Origin of the sequence: Alistipes senegalensis JC50 (genome assembly GCF_025145645.1) — a bacterium.
GTDB lineage: Bacteria > Bacteroidota > Bacteroidia > Bacteroidales > Rikenellaceae > Alistipes > Alistipes senegalensis.
This window is the reverse complement of the sequence record NZ_CP102252.1, coordinates 2469458-2485777: the sequence shown is the minus strand read 5'-3', so window position 1 is coordinate 2485777 and position 16320 is coordinate 2469458. Positions and strand designations below refer to the sequence as shown.

The window sequence follows — 16320 nt, the reverse complement described above, 5'->3', positions numbered from 1 at the left end:
CCTACTTCACCCAGTGTTTGTTCTCGAACTCCCCGTCGCGGAACTCGGGATCGATGTAGACATACATGCCGTCGATCTTCTTCGAGAGCCACTCCTTGAAGACCCGGTCCTGCTTGTCCTGCAAGGCCATCTCCTCCAGCCGCAGGTAGTCCTCGTTGAGCGAGGCCGTATGCGTGGGGATGATCTCCACGAGCTTGACGATCTTGGCCATCTGGTTGCCGAGCATGTCCTCCGTGAGGTAGGCGTCCGACACCTCTCCGGGTTTCAGCCGGTTGAGGGCGTTGTAGTCGTCGAGACTCTTGAAACGTCCGAAATCCTCCTTGAGGAACTTCGTGACGGTCAGTTTGGCGTCGAAGGCGTTGAATCGCTCCAGAATGTCGTGGTTCGAGACGATGCCGCCGTTCATCTTCGACTGCGCGTCGTCGGAGTATTGCAGGGCCGCTTTCTCGAAGGTGAGCGAATCCTTGTGGATCAGGTTGGCGATGCTGTCCAGCAGGTTGAGCGACTCGCCCAGCTCCTCGGTCGTGTAGACCGGGCGCAGCAGGATGTGGCGGAAATGGTACAGCTGGCCGCGCTTGTCCAGCAGCTGGATGATGTGGAATCCGAACTGCGATTCGACGACCTCGGAGATCTGTCCGGGCTTCATGTTTTCGAGCGCCGCGGCGAACGACGGGTCGAGGCTGGCCAGCGGCGAGGGGTCCATCTCACCGCCGCGCATCATCGTTCCGGGGTCCTGCGAGTACATGCGGGCCAGGTTCTCGAACTTCGCCGAGCCGGTGATGACGCGCTCGCGCATGTCCAGCAGCCGTTCGCGGGTGCGCTGCTTGGCGGCGGTCATCGACTTGGGGAACTTGGTGATCTGCGCGTAGACGTACTGGTCGGCGATGGTCGGCAGGCTGTCTTTCGAGATCGACTTGTAGAACCGCTCGACCTCGCCCGGGATCACCGAGACCTTGCCCACCACCTCGCTCTGCATCGAATTGGCGTAGGACTGCTCCTCGTAACGCTGGCGCATGATCTCGCGGATGTTGAAGATCGGCATGTGGTGCTTGGCCTCCAGCGCAGGGATCGAACCCTCCATGTCGATCATCTGCTGCACCTGCTCCTCGACGCGGGACATGATGTCGCCGTCGTTGATCTTCACGGAGTCGATCTGCGCCTGGTTGTAGAGCAGTTTCTGGGTCATCAGCGCTTCGAGCGCCTCGTTCATCGGGTCGCGGTCGGACGTATAGCCCTCCTGCCGGCGCTGCTCGGTGAGCTGGCGCGCATATTCGTCCACCTCGGAATAGAGGATCGACGAACCGCCCACCACGGCCACCACCTTGTCGAGCATCACCTGTCGTTTCTGCGCAAGGGCCCCTGCGAACAACAGGACGAGCGCCGCGGCCAACATACCTTTTTTCAACATCTCGGTTTCGTTTATCGTTTTTTATTCAATTATCTTCCCTTTTCGCCCTTTCATCGTCGAAGATCTTCACCTCGCCGTTCTCCGTGGCCCGGGCGCTGAGCTCCTCCTCGTGCCGGCGGATGATCTCGCCCTGCCGCTGGTTGAACAGGATGCGGCGAATGATTCCCCGCAGCCGTTCCGGCGGAATCGGCTCGCCCTCGCGCCGCACGGCCTCGATCTGGAAATAGTAGTGCGAATGGCTGTCGCGCATCTCCTGCACGGCCGTCGAGGCCAGCAGCGGATCGTAGGACTGCGACCGCGGCGTCGGCAGGTAGCTCAGGAAATCCGAGAAATCCACCCATTGATCGCGGAAGTCGCTGATCGTAAAGTCGTTTTTCTCGCAGATGTCGCGGAAATCCTGCTGCTGGGCCTCCGTTTTGGAGGCCATCAGCGTTTTGAGCTTCGCGGCCTGGCGGTACCCCTCGGTGAAGCGGACGATGCGGCCCTTGACGATCGGGCGGTCGAGTTTGAAATCGGCCTTGTGGGCGTTGTAGTAAGCCGCGATCTCGTCGTCGGTGAACACCGTGTCGATCGAGCGATCGACGTAGTGCTGGTCCAGCTTGCGGATCAGCAGCGCCTGCCGGTACTCCTCGACCATCTTGTCGATGTCGTCCGCCGAGGAGGAGAAAAGCGTCTCCGCCTCTTGCAACTTGAGCTGCTTGACGACCCAGCGATCGACGAAGACCCGCATGAAAGCCGCGCTGTCCTCGCCCGTGAGCCCCTGCGGAACCACCGAACGCACGTCGCGTATCTTCAGCTCCTTGCCGCCGGCCCGCGCGATGGTCGTATCGCTCGTGAAATAACGGGGCAGCTCCCGGCAACCCGCCAGCAGCAGCGCACCCGCCGCGACCGCTATTTTCGCTCGCACATTCATATTCCGAAAGGCAAAGATACGTTTTTTACTTGTAAGTAACGCAGCGAAGCCCGGATTATTACGCCGCGGACGGATTTTTCATCCTCCGCAGCGTGCGCAGCATCATGTAACCCGAGACGGCCGTGAGCGCCAGCGCCGCGATATAGATCAGGACGTAGAGCGTGCGGCTCTCCACCATTTCGATCAGCAGGGCGTTTCCGTGCCCGGTGGCCATCGCCAGGTAGGCCACGGCGTTGTTCAGGGCGTGGAGGATCATCACCGACCACATCGAATCGGTAGCCAGATAGACGAAGCCGAGGATCAGTCCGATGACCGAAGCGCCGATGACCTGCGCCGGCTGGCCGTGGAGCACCCCGAAGAAGAGCGACGACACGAGCCACGCCGTGACCACGCCGTAACGGGCGCGCAGCGAACCGAGCACCACGCCGCGGCAGATCAGCTCCTCGAACACCGGAGCGAAGAGGACCAGCGAAAGGATGGTCCAGAAACCGCGCCCCACGTCGAGCGAGAGTTCGGGCAGCAGGCGCAGCAGGGGTTCGAGCACCACGCCGACGGCGAAGATCAGCACGAAGGCCCACAACAGCAGCGCCGGATTGAGCCCCCGGGCCGAGAAACGCGCCCACGGGCCGCTGCCGCCGCGCGCGCGACGATAATAGAGGATGCCGGCGAGGGTGATCGACATCGAACAGAAATAGAGCGCCGCCATCAGTTTGCCCAGGGCGGCGGGCTCCATCGACTTATAATCGAATCCGTGTCCGGCGAAAAGCATGAAGAGCATCGCCGCGGTGCCCACGACGATCTGCGCCCCGAGGGCGATGCCCAGCAGGGCGAGCATGTCGCCCACGGTCGGGAATCTGCGGCGCCCGTGCAGCTCCCCGCCACCCCCGGATTCCGTACCTCCTTCCGCGGCCGCTTCGCGCCCGGCCGCCGGAAACGCCGTCTTTTTTTCTTCCATAATATCGTGTAACTGTCAGTTCGTTCCGACTCCAAAGGTAAGCATTTTTCCGGTACGGTTATGGATTTCCATTTAATTTCATTAAATTTGCCTGCTTATAAACCGAATTCATCTATGGCAAAGGTAATCGCATTGGCCAATCAGAAAGGCGGCGTGGGAAAGACCACGACGGCCATCAACCTGGCGGCTTCATTGGCCCTGCTGGGCAAAAAAGTGCTGCTGCTCGACGCCGATCCGCAGGCGAACGCCACCTCGGGGCTGGGTTTCGACATCAATCTCGAAGGTATCTACGAATGTATCGCCGGGCAGAAGCAGGCCGAAGAGGTGATCCTGCAAAGTCCCGAAGTGAAGAACCTCTGGGTGCTGCCCTCGTCGATCGACCTGGTGGCCGCCGACACCGAACTGCCCAAGATGGAGAACGCCCACCACGTGATGAAGCGCATCGTCGATTCGGTGCGCGAGAAGTTCGACTACGTGTTCATCGACTGCTCGCCCTCGCTGGGCTACACCACGGTCAACATCCTCACGGCGGCCGACACGGTGCTGATCCCCGTGCAGTGCGAATACCTCGCGCTGGAGGGACTCTCGAAGCTGCTGAACACCATCCGCAAGGTCAAGTCGGGGCTGAACCCCGATCTCGACATCGAAGGCTTCCTGCTGACGATGTACATGCGAAACCGCCTGAACAACCAGGTGGTGACCGAGGTGCGCGAGCACTTCGGCGAATTGGCCTACGACACAATAATCCAGCGCAACATCCGTTTGGGAGAAGCGCCCTCGCATGGAAAACCCGTCATGCTTTACGACGCCGGGGCCGTGGGTTCGGAAAACTACCTGACCCTGGCCCGGGAGTTCCTGAAACGCAACCGCAAACGCAGCAAATAGCGATACCGACATGAAACAAAAAGGATTAGGACGCGGCCTCGACGCCATTTTCGGCAGCGATCCGGTCGATGCCAAGCTCAAACCGATGAGCCGGATGGCCGAGATCGAAATCGCCGACATCATCCCCAACCCCACGCAGCCGCGCACGCAGTTCGACGAGGAGGCCCTCGACGAGTTGGCCGACTCGATCCGCCAGCTGGGCGTCATCCAGCCCGTGACGGTGAAGAAGGCCGACAACGGCAAATACATCATCATCAGCGGCGAACGCCGCTGGCGGGCCGCGCAGCGCGCCGATCTGACGACCCTCCCGGCCTACATCCGCGAGGTGGACGACGAGAACCTGCACGCCATGGCCCTCGTGGAGAACATCCAGCGCCAGGACCTCAACGCCATCGAAATCGCGCTGGGCATGCAGCGCCTGATCGACGAGTGCCACCTCACGCAGGACGCACTTTCGGAGAAGGTGGGCAAGAAGCGTTCGTCGGTGTCGAACTACCTGCGTCTGCTGAAACTCCCCGACGAAGTGCAGCTCGCCCTCAAAGAAGGGCTGATCTCGATGGGTCACGCCAAGGCCATCGCCGGAGCGCCCGCCGACCAGCAGCTGCGCGCGTTGAAGAAGTGCATCAAGAAGGGGCTTTCGGTGCGTCAGGCCGAAGAGCTGTCCCGTTCGCTCGCGGAGGCTCCGGCCGCCGCGGCACAGCCGGCCGAGGACGAAGAGTATCCCGACAGCTACCTGCGGCTGGTCGAGCAGCTGGAGAAATTCTTCTCGCAGGAGATCTCGATCAAACGCGCCAAGAACGGCGGCGGCAAGATCGTCATCGGCTTCGACGACGACAAGGACATCGAACGCTTCATCGAACGGTTCGCCAAACGCTCCTGACACACCGCATGACACGAATCCGGGCCAGACTGCTGCTGCTCGCCGCAACTCTCGTGCTGTGGCTGCCTGCCGGCGCCCAGCTCCACCGCGGCGCGCGCACCATCGTACGGGGCGGCCTGCTCGAAAAACCGGATTCGCTCCGTCCCAAACGCGACTCGGCGGAGCTGGCGAGGATCATCCTCCACTACGATTCGGTCGCCACGGCCGGCTACCTCGCCGACTCCGCGGCCGTCTCGGCCCTGCGGACCGACGACCGCCGCTATCTCGATTCGCTGGCGCTGGCCCGTTTCGAAGTCGCCCGGCTGGGCATCGACACCACGCCCAAAACCCGCGTCTTCAAGAAAGGGTGGCTGATGAGCGACTCGATGTCGCTCTCGAAGGTGTGCTGGCTCTCGACCGTGCTGCCCGGCTACGGACAGATCTACAACAAGCAATACTGGAAACTGCCGATCCTCTACGGACTGGTGGGAACCGGACTGGGGCTCTACATCCACGAAAACAAGACCTACAAACCGCTCAAACGGCAGTACGAAGCCTATACGGACGTGAGTCTCTCGCGCACCCCGGAGCTCGACGCCCTGCAATCGCAGATGATCCGCAGCAACACCCGGAGGCAAGCCTATCTCGGAATCACGATCGCCTCGTACATCTATTTCATCGGCGACGCGGCCGTGAGCTACAAGACCAACGACGTGTCGGACGTCAAGAAGGCCACCACGCTGGCCTGCATCTTCCCCGGCGCGGGACAGATCTATAACAAAAGCTACTGGAAAGTGCCGTTCGTCGTGGGCGGATTCGCCTCGATGATCTACTGCATCGACTGGAACAACCGCGGCTACCAGCGGTTCAAAAAGGCCTACAACCTGCTGAGCGACTACGAGCACAATCCGGACAAATACCCCGACGGCCCGACGGACGAGTTCCACGGACGCTACTCGGCCTCGTTTATCCGCAACCTGCGGAACAACTACCGGCGCAACCGCGACCTCTGTATCATCATCTCGGGCGCGCTCTATGTTCTGCAGATCGTCGACGCACACGTCGATGCACACCTGAAGGACTACGACGTGTCGGACGACCTCTCGATGAACATCGAACCGCTGGTCGACTACACCTACGTCCCCACCCTCGGGGGCAACCGCCCGGTGTTCGGATTCAACTTGAGCCTCAAATTTTAGACGATGAAGAAACTCCTGACCATAGCGCTGCTGCTGGCCGTCGCCGCCGAGGCGTCGGCTTTCGACCGCAGCCCCCGCAAGAAACGCCGCGACAAGAAAAAGGCCGAGACCGAAATCCCCGCCCCGGCAGTCGCTCCGGCGGAAAAGACCGTCTGCCCGGAGCCGGAACCCGACCTCGGCCCAGCACCCGAATCCGCCGAAGAACCGCCCGTCAGCGACATGACGCCGGATTTCACCCCCGAACAGACCGACTCGCTGCTGGCCGTGTGGCGCGAACGCCAGCGTCAGGACGCATACAGCGAATTTTTCAAGCAATACATTCTCGAAGACTCCACCGTGGTAGCGGACACCACCCCCGATTCGGTCTACGCCCGGCGGCTGCTGGACCTCGCGTCGCCGATCCAGTTCCCCTACAACAGCATCGTAAAAGGCTACATCAACCGCTACACCGGCTCGCGCTACGGCACGATCAGCCGCATCCTCGGCATGTCGCAGTACTATTTCCCGATCATCGAAGAGGAGCTGCTCCGCGAAGGGCTGCCCGTCGAGTTGCGCGCCCTGCCGGTCATCGAGTCGGCGCTCTCGCCCACGGCCGTATCGCCGATGGGCGCCGTCGGGCTGTGGCAGTTCATGCCCACGACCGGAAAGAGCTACGGACTGGAAGTCAACTCGCTGGTCGATGAACGCCGCGACCCCTACCGCGCCACGCAAGCCGCCTGCCGCTATCTGAAAGACCTCTACGCCATCTACAACGACTGGTCGCTGGTCATCGCCGCCTACAACTGCGGCCCGGGCAACGTCAACAAGGCCATCGCCCGTTCGGGAGGCAAGAATTTCTGGGAGATTTACGACTACCTGCCCCGCGAGACGCGCGGCTATGTGCCGGCCTTCATCGGGGCGTCGTACGCCTATGCCTATCATCGCCAGCACGGCATCGAACCCACCGAGGCACCGATTCCGCTTTCGGTGGACACGATCCGGGTGAACCGGCTGATGCACTTCGAACAGATCTCCTCGACGATCGACCTGCCGGTCGAAACCCTGCGCCAGCTCAATCCCCAGTACAAGCTCGACATCATCCCGGCGACGACCAAGCCCTACACGCTGGTCCTGCCGCAGCGCTACGTCATGCAGTACATCGCCCACGAACCCGAGATTCACGCCAAAGACTCGATGTACCTCAAAGAGTACATCAATCCGGCTAACCTCGACAAGAAGCGCCAGGAGCGCAGCGGCTCGGTCTATGTGGTCAAGAAGGGCGACACGCTGGGCGCCATAGCCCGGCGCTACCGGGTGACCACGACGCAGATCATGCGCTGGAACAACCTCAAGAGCGCCCACAAACTCCGCATCGGACAGCGGCTCCGCATCGAAGGCAGATAACGGCATGATTCCCGATCACGATACCATCGTCGCCCCCGCAACCGCCGCAGGAGGGGCCATCGCAGTCGTCCGCGTGAGCGGCCGGGAGGCTTTCGCCCTCTGCGACCGGGTGTTCCGGGGCCGGAAGCCGCTCGCCGAAGCCGACGGATACACGGTGCACTACGGAGAGATCATGGACGGCGACCGCATCGTGGACGACGTGCTGGCCACGGTGTTCCGTGCGCCGCACTCCTACACGGGCGAGGATTCGGTCGAAATCTCGTGTCACGGATCGTCCTACATCGTATCGGAAATCCTCCGTCTGCTGACCGCCGCGGGCGGACGCATGGCCCAGCCCGGGGAGTTCACCATACGGGCCTATCTGGCCGGGAAGCTCGATCTTTCGCAGGCCGAAGCCGTGGCCGACACCATTGCCGCCTCGTCGCGCGCGGCGCATGCGCTGGCCTCGACGCAGATGCGCGGCGGGTATTCCGACGAGCTGGAACGCCTGCGCGACAAACTCCTGAACCTCACCTCGCTGCTGGAACTGGAACTGGACTTTTCGGAGGAGGACGTGGAGTTCGCCGACCGGACGGCACTGCGCGAGACAATGCAGCGCATCGGAGCCGAGATCGACCGCCTGCGCAGTTCGTTTTCGCTGGGCAACGCCATCAAGGAGGGTGTCGCCGTGGCGATCGCCGGAGCCCCGAACGTAGGAAAATCGACGCTGCTGAACCGCCTGCTCAACGAGGAGCGCGCGATGGTCTCGGAAATCGCCGGCACGACGCGCGACGTGATCGAGGAGCGGGCCAACATCGGCGGCATCCTTTTCCGGTTCCTCGACACGGCGGGCATCCGCTCGACCGACGACCGCCTGGAACGCATGGGCATCGAACGCACGATGGAGAGCATCCGGCGGGCGCAGCTCGTCATCCACCTGATTGACGCTTCGGCCCTCGCAGCCGCGGTTCCCGAGCCCGATTTCGCGCTCCGTCCCGATCAGAAGCTCCTGACCGTCGCAAACAAAATCGACCGGGCTCCCGCGTCGCTGACGCTTCCCGAAAACATCATCGGCATCTCGGCGAAACAGGGCACGGGTCTCGACCGGCTGTGCGAAGCCCTGCGCCGGGCAGTCGATACCGACGCACTCTACCACGGCGATCCGGTCGTTTCGAACAGCCGCCATTACGAAGCCCTCACGACGGCCCGCGAGGCTCTCGATCGGGCTCTCGACGGCTTGGGCAACGGGCTTCCCGCCGACTTGTTGAGCGAAGAGATCCGCCAGGTCATCCACGCTCTCGGTTCCATCACCGCCCGCGGCGCCATCGTCCCCGACGAAGTCCTTCAAAATATCTTTTCGAAATTTTGCATCGGGAAATGATATATCGCAATTAAACGCAACGAATTAGAACCAACTGTAATGAAGTCGCTGAAATTCAGCGGCTTTTTTGTTTGCCAAAAATCCAGTTCATAGCGATTGGATAGTGTTGTTCACCATATTTTTCTACCGTATTTCTACCGCGAAACAAATTGGGGTTTGTCCCCGCTGTCACACTGAGGTAGTCAACAACATGTGTTGACAATGGTTTACATAGGTAGACAAAAAGCGAAATTAAAATTATATGGTTTCACTAAAAATATGGAGAAAACAACATGGAAGTAAAAAGAATTTGCCAATGGTGTGGAAAGCCATTTATAGCCCAAAAGACAACGACCTGCTATTGTAGCCATCAGTGTTCCAATCTTAGCTACAAAGAACGCATCCGGGAACGCAAGCGGCAGTTGAAACGCTCGCAAGAGTTGCTACAACCTCGACAAGCCGCCGAGGGACAGGATTTCTTCTCTTTTGCCCAAGCAGCAAAGTTGATGGGCGTAACCAGACAATACATATATAAATTGGTAAAGGAATCCAAACTTCGGGCTTCACGCATCAGCGGCAAGAAGTCACTCATCCGCCGTGCGGACATCGAACTGATGATGAAAACCAAACCTTACGAGCGTGTCGTGCCCAAAGAGGACTTCGACATCACCGAGTATTACACCGCCGAAGAGATTGCACAGAAATATAAGGTCAATGCCAAATGGGTATGGACTTATACACGACAGCACAAGGTCCCGAAAGTGAGAATCCGCCAGTTCAACTATTACAGCAAGAAGCATATCGACGCCGCCTTTGCCAAGTATGAGGTGGATTCCGACCTGACGGAGTGGTACACGCCCGAAGAGATTCAGGAGAAATACGGCATGACCCGCATCGCCATCCGCTCGCACGTCTACCGCAACAATATCCCATCGAAAAAAGAACACGGGCAGATCTACTACTCGAAGCTACACTTCGACCTCTCGAAGAGCAGCGCGGAGGAGAGCAAGGCCGAATACTACACCGTCAAGGAGGCAATGGAAAAATTCAAACTCTCCCGTAACTCGGTTTATAATATTCTGCAATTCCATCAGATCAGCCGAGAGAAGAACGGGCGCTTCGTCCGCTTCCTGAAAGTGGACTTTGACCGGGTTATGGGTGTCCGTAAGTAACCTGATTATAGGCTACCGTAAATTATTCCAAAATTAATCTTCACTGAAGGTGGTCTGCATGGTTACATTACAGTGATTTGCCAGCGAATTAATAACAACCATAAAAAATATAACACTATGAACGATTGTAAAACCGTAACATTAAGAACTCGTCCTTTGAAAAACAGGATGCTGTCGTTTTATCTGGATTATTATCCTGGGTATAGAGACAAGGAAACAATGAAAGTTATCCGCCATGAGTCGCTTGGTATTTACGTATATGCCAATCCGAGAAACAAGCGTGAACAGAACTTCAACGAAGTAATGACCGAGAAAGCCGAAGCCATACGTTGCCGTAGGTTTGAATCTGTGGTGAATGAACGGTATGATTTCTTCGACAGGTACAAACTCAAAGCCGATTTCTTGGAGTATTATCGCAAACAGCTCCGTAAGCATGACCAGAAATGGGAGTTCGTCTATCTCCATTTCAGAAACTTCGTACATGACAAATGTACCTTTGAGGAGATTGACATCGACCTATGTAACAAATTTCGGGAATACTTGCTGAGTGCCAAAAAGCTGAGGCGCAATGGACCCATCACACGGAACTCCGCATCAGGATATTGGTCTACTTTCAGGGGATTCCTGAAAATTCTCTACCGTAATGGAATGATAAAGACCAATGTCAATGATTTTTTGGAAAAGATAGAGACAGAGGATGTAATGAAAGAAGCCTTGTCGGTAGAGGAGCTGTACAAGTTGGCCGAAACACCTTGTAAGAAACCTATTCTGAAAATCGCATCGCTGTTTGCCTGTATGACCAGTTTACGTATCAGTGATATTCTCGCCCTATACTGGGAAGATATTGTAGACTACTCAGCCGGAGGGAAATGCGTACACATCATTACGCAAAAGAACAAAGCGGAAGACATCATTCCCATCAGCGAGGAGGCATTGGGATTGATAGGCTATAGTTCTGAAAAGAAAGGTTTGGTATTCAAGGGACTTATGCGTAGCTGGACGCAAATCCCGATGAAAGAGTGGATTCGTTCTGCCGGAATTACCAAGGACATCACATTCCACTCGTACCGGAGAACATTCGCCTCGCTACAAGCTGCTGCTGGGACGGACATCCGCACCATACAGAGCATCATGGCGCACAAGAGTATCACCACCACGCAAAGGTATATCAAGGTGGTCGATGCCAACAAACGGGAAGCCAGCAAGAAAATTACCCTGACAAGGAAAGATTGATAACGATTTTAGCCTCCATTTGTACAGGTATAGTATGATTTTTAGCCCAAAATCATACTATACCTATTATTTTTACCAATATTGGGCGGTTTGTCATCACCAATTATAAGTATCTGGAATACGGCACATAACTTTGCGGCATAATCACTCCCAACATTAACTGTATATGACAAATAGGACTCGAATTCGTACTCAAAGAATAAACTTTGTTCTTGCGCTGTCGGTAATCACCTATACTGCGATAGACACTTATCTTTTCGCCTGCCACGAGATCAATATCATGAAGATAACAACTCCGCTAATACTCGGACTTGTAACAACAATTTTATTATGCGGTCTGTTACAACGATCTTTCTATAAATGGCTGACGAAGAATCCAATCGATTTTTCTTTTGGTTGGCAATCTCCGCTTGTTTTTGACTCTGATTTCGAGATAAAAGACGATTGTGCAAATGAAGTTCAAACCATTGAACAGCCCAATGACTCAGTTATAGATAATTATGACACACTGTTGGAGAACATCAAAAAGAAAGAAGCAGAAAGACAAGTAGAAGTCATGAATGCTATTCGTGAATATGTAACTATTAAAACCGCTCCCTATCTGTCTAAAGAAGCTATTTCAATCCTCATTTCCAATATAGAATATATGGCTTGTGGTAGATATGACTTATACAAGCCCATTCGCTCAAATATAGACAATCCGCTGAGGTCGCCGGGACTTCGCCATCTGGCATGGAATGTAGGTGAACGCTTGGGAATACCCTTGGTAAAAAGAGCAGCTTTTATCAAGGCGTCATTTCCACACGAACTCGTAAACGCTACACATGAATATCTCAGGCTCAATTTGAGAGACCATGTTACAAGTCAGATTCCCATTGATGTACCCGATAAAGGCGACTATCGTTTCCATTTGGATGCAGATAATGATGACTCACAATAAAAAACGTATGCAGATGAAATAATTAATCCGGTCTGTATTGTTCTGCAAGGTTTCATTGAGTTGGTTCGCAGCATATTAAACGATTAAAAGAGTATAACTGACATTCAACGACCTGCCGACTGTGGTAGGCGAACTATGCGACAGAATCGCAAGTATGGAAAAACTGCTTACGGAGAAATTTTCCCAGCAGTACGAAACCAAAGAGAACACGCACGTCCCCATGACCGTACAGGAGGCTTGCAACTATCTTAAAATGCCGTTGTCAACCTTTTATTACAAGGTCAAAAAGGATGACATTCCGGTTATCAAACAAGGGAAGCATCTCTATATCTATCGTGATGAGCTGGACAGATGGCTGGAATCCTCCCGAAGAAATCCAGCACCGCAAAGTTTTGAGGAAGAGAACGAGTCCATGCTCGCATCCCATCGTCGTAAACCGAACTCTAAAAACTGGTAACGATGGAGAAGGCGGATAATACGACTCCTTCACGTGAGGAGTTGGCAGTTTACGTGGAGGAGTCAATAGTGAGCGTGACAAGTGCATACGAACAGTCACCTGTGGTGCTGATGGTGGACGATGCAGTTATAGGCACATTAGGCAATTTCAGTGCTTCCATAGGTAAGGCTAAAAGTAAGAAAACGTTCAATGTCTCAGCTATTGTCGCATCGGCATTGAGAGGCAACACAGTTCTTCATTATCGATCCACTTTCCCCGAGAATAAGCGGAATATTCTGTACATAGACACGGAGCAAGGACGACATCATTGCCAACAGATATTGAAACGAATCCTACGTTTGGCTGAATTGCCTGAAGACAAGAAGCCGGATAATCTGCTCATGCTGGCTCTACGCAAGTTTTCCCCTAAACTACGTCTGGCGATAGTCGAACAAGCCATTGGCACAATACCGGATTTGGGATTGGTCATCTAGATGGCATTCGTGATTTCCTGTATGACATCAATTCTCCCGGTGAATCTACCGATATCATCTCCAAATTCATGCAGTGGACGGATGACAGACAGATACACATCCATACTGTCCTGCATCAGAACAAGAATGATGAACATGCCCGTGGTCACATCGGCACGAAACTCAATAATAAGGCGGAAACCATCATGCAGGTCAAGGTGGATAAAGAGGACAAAAGCATAAGTGTGGTCGAAGCCGTGCATATTCGTGACCGTGAGTTTGAGCCTTTCGCTTTCCGCATAAACGAAGAGGGTTTGCCTGAACTGGTAGAACCTTATCTGCCCAGAGAAAAGAAGATAGGGCGTCCGACCAAAGAACCGTTTGATCCGTACAAAGAAATTCCGGAGAATGTACATCGCGCAGCATTGGATGCCACTTTTGCGAATGGCACTATCAATAATTATGGTGATTATTTGGAACGGTTGAAAGAGGAGTACGGATTGCAAGGTGTAAAACTTGGTCATAACAAGGCGGTCAAGGTAGCCACCTTCCTCGGCAACAAGCGGATGGTGATAAAAGAGGGGAAAGAATATAAAATCAATCCCGAATGCCATTACTGAGTTCAACTTTACTTTATTGTCGGGGCGTATATATAGGAATAAAGCAAAGTAGGCAAGATAACATAATGTAAGATAGTCATACTCTCCCCTCTTTTAGAGATATATCTTACTATCCGAATGCCGATTCCATATCCACATTCGACATGGCTTGCAGGGAAGTATCAACAGGTAACTATTGCAAGATATGCCAAGGTATAACCTCACTGCGTTCCGGTTGTACATTGGCGCTCTTGCCTGCTCAGTTCTTTCGCCGATGCGGTACTCGCAAGCTCGCACCTATTTACCATTATAGAACAATTTATATGAAAGAAAATACTGAAAATTCATTAGGTTCCTCTAACGAAACAAGATGCGTCTTCATCGGAGCGAAAGTTACTCCCCGTCAGAAAGAGCATATAAAATCACTGGCAGCACAATGCGGTATGACCGTAAGCGATTACATATTGTCGTGTGCCTATAACTTCAAGCCCAAAGCGAGGCTTACAAAAGAAGAAGCGGCACTGTTGCAAAATTTGGATAACTGTCGGTCAGACCTTGTTAAATACACCTCCGCACTTCACGGAATGTCCACAAAGCAACGCATGATAATGTTTAATCAGATTCCGTTTATGGTCGGCTGGCTCAAGGAACTTGGCAATGTAGCCGAAAGCGTTTGCCAGTTTCTGAATGCCGTAAAAGAGCATAACAAAATTCCGTCTAACGCTAAATCCGAAGAAGAATGATTGCAAAAGCAAAAGCCATATCGCACGGAATAAACGACCTCCGTTACATTACCGGCGAATCACAACACAAGAAACATCCGGAAAAAATTTATCGGGTATTGGACAATCTGTTGCACTCAGAACCGGACGCTATGGGGATATGGAACTCCATGCAGTTGACCTTATCCCAACATCGGCCGATCAAGAACTCTGTTATCAGAATCGAACTGAGTCCTTCGCCTGAACATACCCAATTCTTTGACATCGAGGACTGGCAAAAACTCTGGCAGGATTTCGCTGAGGAATTCGACAAACAAGTGATTACCGGCAAGGACAGGAAAGTCCGTTCATGTCCGACTAATTTGGCTGGTAGCAAATACTCGGTTTGGCTTCATACGGAATCTAAAGGCGAAGTTCCCCACCTTCATGCTGCGGTTTGCCGCATGGATGAGAACAGCAATATCAACAACGACCATAACATTCATCTTCGCGCGCAACGTGCAGCGGAACGGGTGGCAAAGAAACGAGGCTGGACAACGGCAGCGCAAGTCAGGAATTCCAATATTCACCAAGTGAATCGTGACTGCATGGATACGCTGAAATCAATGCAATCATGGTCATGGGAAGAGTACAAAAATGCCCTTATACGGAAAGGCTATACAGTACATGAAAGAGAAGATAAGAAAGGTATTCTTCATGGTTATGCGCTTGTGAATGGGAACACCAAATACAAGGCTTCCGAATTGGGAATCGGCAGGAACCTAATGATCTCGAAACTTCCTGCGACATGGAAGAAGCTACACCACCAGCCTGTTACTACCAAGAGCAATACTCCCCAAGTCGTACAGCAATCGAACAGACATAAGGTGGCTCCTATTGACTATACCCAATATCGCACAGACCGTTTGGATATGATTCCCTATGCCCTGACTCATGAAGGCAAGGAGCACAAGTTCTATATTCCGGAAAAAGTGCTTAACTACTTCAATGACGAGTTTGATTACAGGTTCGTTTCCAACTGTAAGGAGCTTACCGATATGGCTATGGCTATTTTTGTGGGACTGCTCGAAACGCCGAATATAACAACCGGAGGCGGTGGTGGAGGTTCTCAAAGCGACCTTCCGTGGAGAGACAAAAACGAAGACGATTTGCAATGGGCTCGCAGATGTGCCCGTGCTGCCAGTCGTTCATTAGGAAAGAAACCGAAAACAGGATTGAAACGATAAGCCTATGAAGTCAAGCATGAAAAAGAAATTCGATTTTTCCGCAGAAATGAATGAAGCGGAATCCATAAAAAACACTCCCAAGAATGAATATCTGGAAGAAGAGAAGCAACTACTTGATGTGAACGCCAAGGAACTTGCCAACCTGAATGACAATGTGCATGAGATGAGTATAAATCTGGTAAATTTACTTAAATTTCTACAGGAGTATAAGTTAACTATTGCCCAAAGTATGCAGGAACAAGCCGAAAAATTCGGGCAATCTGTACTTGATAAGTACCTTTGCCAAATTCAAGACAAATGGGATGAAACTGAACGGAAAATCCACCAGGCAGACAGCTATGTTCTCATACCGCATTTGGTATTCTATATTCTGATTATCATTCTGGTTGCCCTCTCTTCTTTTTTCGCCAGCATCATAGTGGCTAATACAGATGTTTTGCACTCGGTATTGATTTGGAAGGCTGTTTTATGGACTATTCTGCTTGCCGCAGCCGGAATTACCACAATGATACTTCTTTTAAAAGTATTGAACAAGCCCCAATAGCAGATAACTACAAAGCGAAGAGCCTTAAACCTGA

Annotated in this window: 15 protein-coding genes and 1 pseudogene; 13 read left to right on the top strand and 3 right to left on the bottom strand. The window is 53.7% G+C overall.

Going from position 1 to position 16320, the window contains the following annotated elements; genetic code table 11:
- Position 1 precedes the first annotated feature (1 nt).
- The 3 genes from NQ519_RS09755 to NQ519_RS09745 are packed head-to-tail and all read right to left on the bottom strand — an operon-like array spanning position 2 to position 3276.
- Positions 2 to 1408, bottom strand: a complete 1407-nt coding sequence (locus tag NQ519_RS09755) for a peptidylprolyl isomerase (protein WP_019151336.1) — start codon at positions 1406 to 1408, stop codon at positions 2 to 4.
- A 25-nt stretch (positions 1409 to 1433) separates the two neighbouring features.
- On the bottom strand, positions 1434 to 2321 hold the full coding sequence (locus NQ519_RS09750; RefSeq protein ID WP_019151337.1) for a hypothetical protein: 888 nt from the start codon (positions 2319 to 2321) through the stop codon (positions 1434 to 1436).
- 58 nt (positions 2322 to 2379) lie between these two features.
- Positions 2380 to 3276 (bottom strand): CPBP family intramembrane glutamic endopeptidase, encoded by an 897-nt coding sequence (locus tag NQ519_RS09745; RefSeq protein ID WP_019151338.1) that lies wholly within the window; start codon positions 3274 to 3276, stop codon positions 2380 to 2382.
- 114 nt (positions 3277 to 3390) lie between these two features.
- On the opposite strand from NQ519_RS09745, the gene NQ519_RS09740 reads away from it, so the two are divergent.
- The 13 genes and pseudogenes from NQ519_RS09740 (at position 3391) to NQ519_RS09680 (ending at position 16286) form a co-directional block, all read left to right on the top strand.
- Entirely contained in the window at positions 3391 to 4161 is a 771-nt protein-coding gene (locus tag NQ519_RS09740; RefSeq protein WP_019151339.1) for a ParA family protein, read from the top strand.
- 10 nt (positions 4162 to 4171) lie between these two features.
- Positions 4172 to 5041: a ParB/RepB/Spo0J family partition protein gene (locus NQ519_RS09735; RefSeq protein ID WP_019151340.1), complete on the top strand. Its 870-nt coding sequence runs from the start codon at positions 4172 to 4174 to the stop codon at positions 5039 to 5041.
- Positions 5042 to 5049: 8 nt separating this feature from the next.
- Positions 5050 to 6219 carry a DUF5683 domain-containing protein gene (locus NQ519_RS09730; RefSeq protein ID WP_019151341.1) on the top strand — a complete coding sequence of 390 codons (1170 nt, stop codon included), beginning with the start codon at positions 5050 to 5052 and terminating at the stop codon, positions 6217 to 6219.
- Between the two features lie 3 nt (positions 6220 to 6222).
- On the top strand, positions 6223 to 7602 hold the full coding sequence (locus NQ519_RS09725; RefSeq protein ID WP_019151342.1) for a lytic transglycosylase domain-containing protein: 1380 nt from the start codon (positions 6223 to 6225) through the stop codon (positions 7600 to 7602).
- Positions 7603 to 7606: 4 nt separating this feature from the next.
- A complete protein-coding gene (mnmE, locus tag NQ519_RS09720) occupies positions 7607 to 8962 on the top strand; it encodes a tRNA uridine-5-carboxymethylaminomethyl(34) synthesis GTPase MnmE (RefSeq protein WP_019151343.1) in 1356 nt (451 codons plus the stop codon).
- 272 nt (positions 8963 to 9234) lie between these two features.
- Positions 9235 to 10113: a helix-turn-helix domain-containing protein gene (locus tag NQ519_RS09715; protein WP_026076651.1), complete on the top strand. Its 879-nt coding sequence runs from the start codon at positions 9235 to 9237 to the stop codon at positions 10111 to 10113.
- A gap of 117 nt (positions 10114 to 10230) precedes the next feature.
- Complete coding sequence (locus tag NQ519_RS09710) at positions 10231 to 11346, top strand: tyrosine-type recombinase/integrase (protein WP_026076652.1); 1116 nt, start codon at positions 10231 to 10233, stop codon at positions 11344 to 11346.
- A gap of 166 nt (positions 11347 to 11512) precedes the next feature.
- Entirely contained in the window at positions 11513 to 12286 is a 774-nt protein-coding gene (locus NQ519_RS09705) for a hypothetical protein (protein WP_019151346.1), read from the top strand.
- Between the two features lie 154 nt (positions 12287 to 12440).
- Entirely contained in the window at positions 12441 to 12743 is a 303-nt protein-coding gene (locus NQ519_RS09700; protein WP_019151347.1) for a helix-turn-helix domain-containing protein, read from the top strand.
- A gap of 2 nt (positions 12744 to 12745) precedes the next feature.
- Positions 12746 to 13815 (top strand): annotated as a pseudogene (locus NQ519_RS09695) (AAA family ATPase).
- A 302-nt stretch (positions 13816 to 14117) separates the two neighbouring features.
- Positions 14118 to 14537: a plasmid mobilization protein gene (locus NQ519_RS09690; protein ID WP_026076654.1), complete on the top strand. Its 420-nt coding sequence runs from the start codon at positions 14118 to 14120 to the stop codon at positions 14535 to 14537.
- Entirely contained in the window at positions 14534 to 15742 is a 1209-nt protein-coding gene (locus NQ519_RS09685; protein WP_019151351.1) for a hypothetical protein, read from the top strand. Before NQ519_RS09690 ends, NQ519_RS09685 begins: the two co-directional genes overlap by 4 nt.
- 4 nt (positions 15743 to 15746) lie before the next feature.
- Entirely contained in the window at positions 15747 to 16286 is a 540-nt protein-coding gene (locus tag NQ519_RS09680) for a hypothetical protein (RefSeq protein WP_227901136.1), read from the top strand.
- The last annotated feature ends 34 nt before the right edge of the window (positions 16287 to 16320 follow it).

Bases quoted from the DNA above. Each gene is read 5' to 3' on its own strand.
- NQ519_RS09755 (WP_019151336.1), bottom strand. From the start codon at position 1,408: ATGTTGAAAAAAGGTATGTTGGCCGCGGCGCTCGTCCTGTTGTTCGCA.
- NQ519_RS09750 (WP_019151337.1), bottom strand. From the start codon at position 2,321: ATGAATGTGCGAGCGAAAATAGCGGTCGCGGCGGGTGCGCTGCTGCTG.
- NQ519_RS09745 (WP_019151338.1), bottom strand. From the start codon at position 3,276: ATGGAAGAAAAAAAGACGGCGTTTCCGGCGGCCGGGCGCGAAGCGGCC.
- NQ519_RS09740 (WP_019151339.1), top strand. From the start codon at position 3,391: ATGGCAAAGGTAATCGCATTGGCCAATCAGAAAGGCGGCGTGGGAAAG.
- NQ519_RS09735 (WP_019151340.1), top strand. From the start codon at position 4,172: ATGAAACAAAAAGGATTAGGACGCGGCCTCGACGCCATTTTCGGCAGC.
- NQ519_RS09730 (WP_019151341.1), top strand. From the start codon at position 5,050: ATGACACGAATCCGGGCCAGACTGCTGCTGCTCGCCGCAACTCTCGTG.
- NQ519_RS09725 (WP_019151342.1), top strand. From the start codon at position 6,223: ATGAAGAAACTCCTGACCATAGCGCTGCTGCTGGCCGTCGCCGCCGAG.
- mnmE (WP_019151343.1), top strand. From the start codon at position 7,607: ATGATTCCCGATCACGATACCATCGTCGCCCCCGCAACCGCCGCAGGA.
- NQ519_RS09715 (WP_026076651.1), top strand. From the start codon at position 9,235: ATGGAAGTAAAAAGAATTTGCCAATGGTGTGGAAAGCCATTTATAGCC.
- NQ519_RS09710 (WP_026076652.1), top strand. From the start codon at position 10,231: ATGAACGATTGTAAAACCGTAACATTAAGAACTCGTCCTTTGAAAAAC.
- NQ519_RS09705 (WP_019151346.1), top strand. From the start codon at position 11,513: ATGACAAATAGGACTCGAATTCGTACTCAAAGAATAAACTTTGTTCTT.
- NQ519_RS09700 (WP_019151347.1), top strand. From the start codon at position 12,441: ATGGAAAAACTGCTTACGGAGAAATTTTCCCAGCAGTACGAAACCAAA.
- NQ519_RS09690 (WP_026076654.1), top strand. From the start codon at position 14,118: ATGAAAGAAAATACTGAAAATTCATTAGGTTCCTCTAACGAAACAAGA.
- NQ519_RS09685 (WP_019151351.1), top strand. From the start codon at position 14,534: ATGATTGCAAAAGCAAAAGCCATATCGCACGGAATAAACGACCTCCGT.
- NQ519_RS09680 (WP_227901136.1), top strand. From the start codon at position 15,747: ATGAAGTCAAGCATGAAAAAGAAATTCGATTTTTCCGCAGAAATGAAT.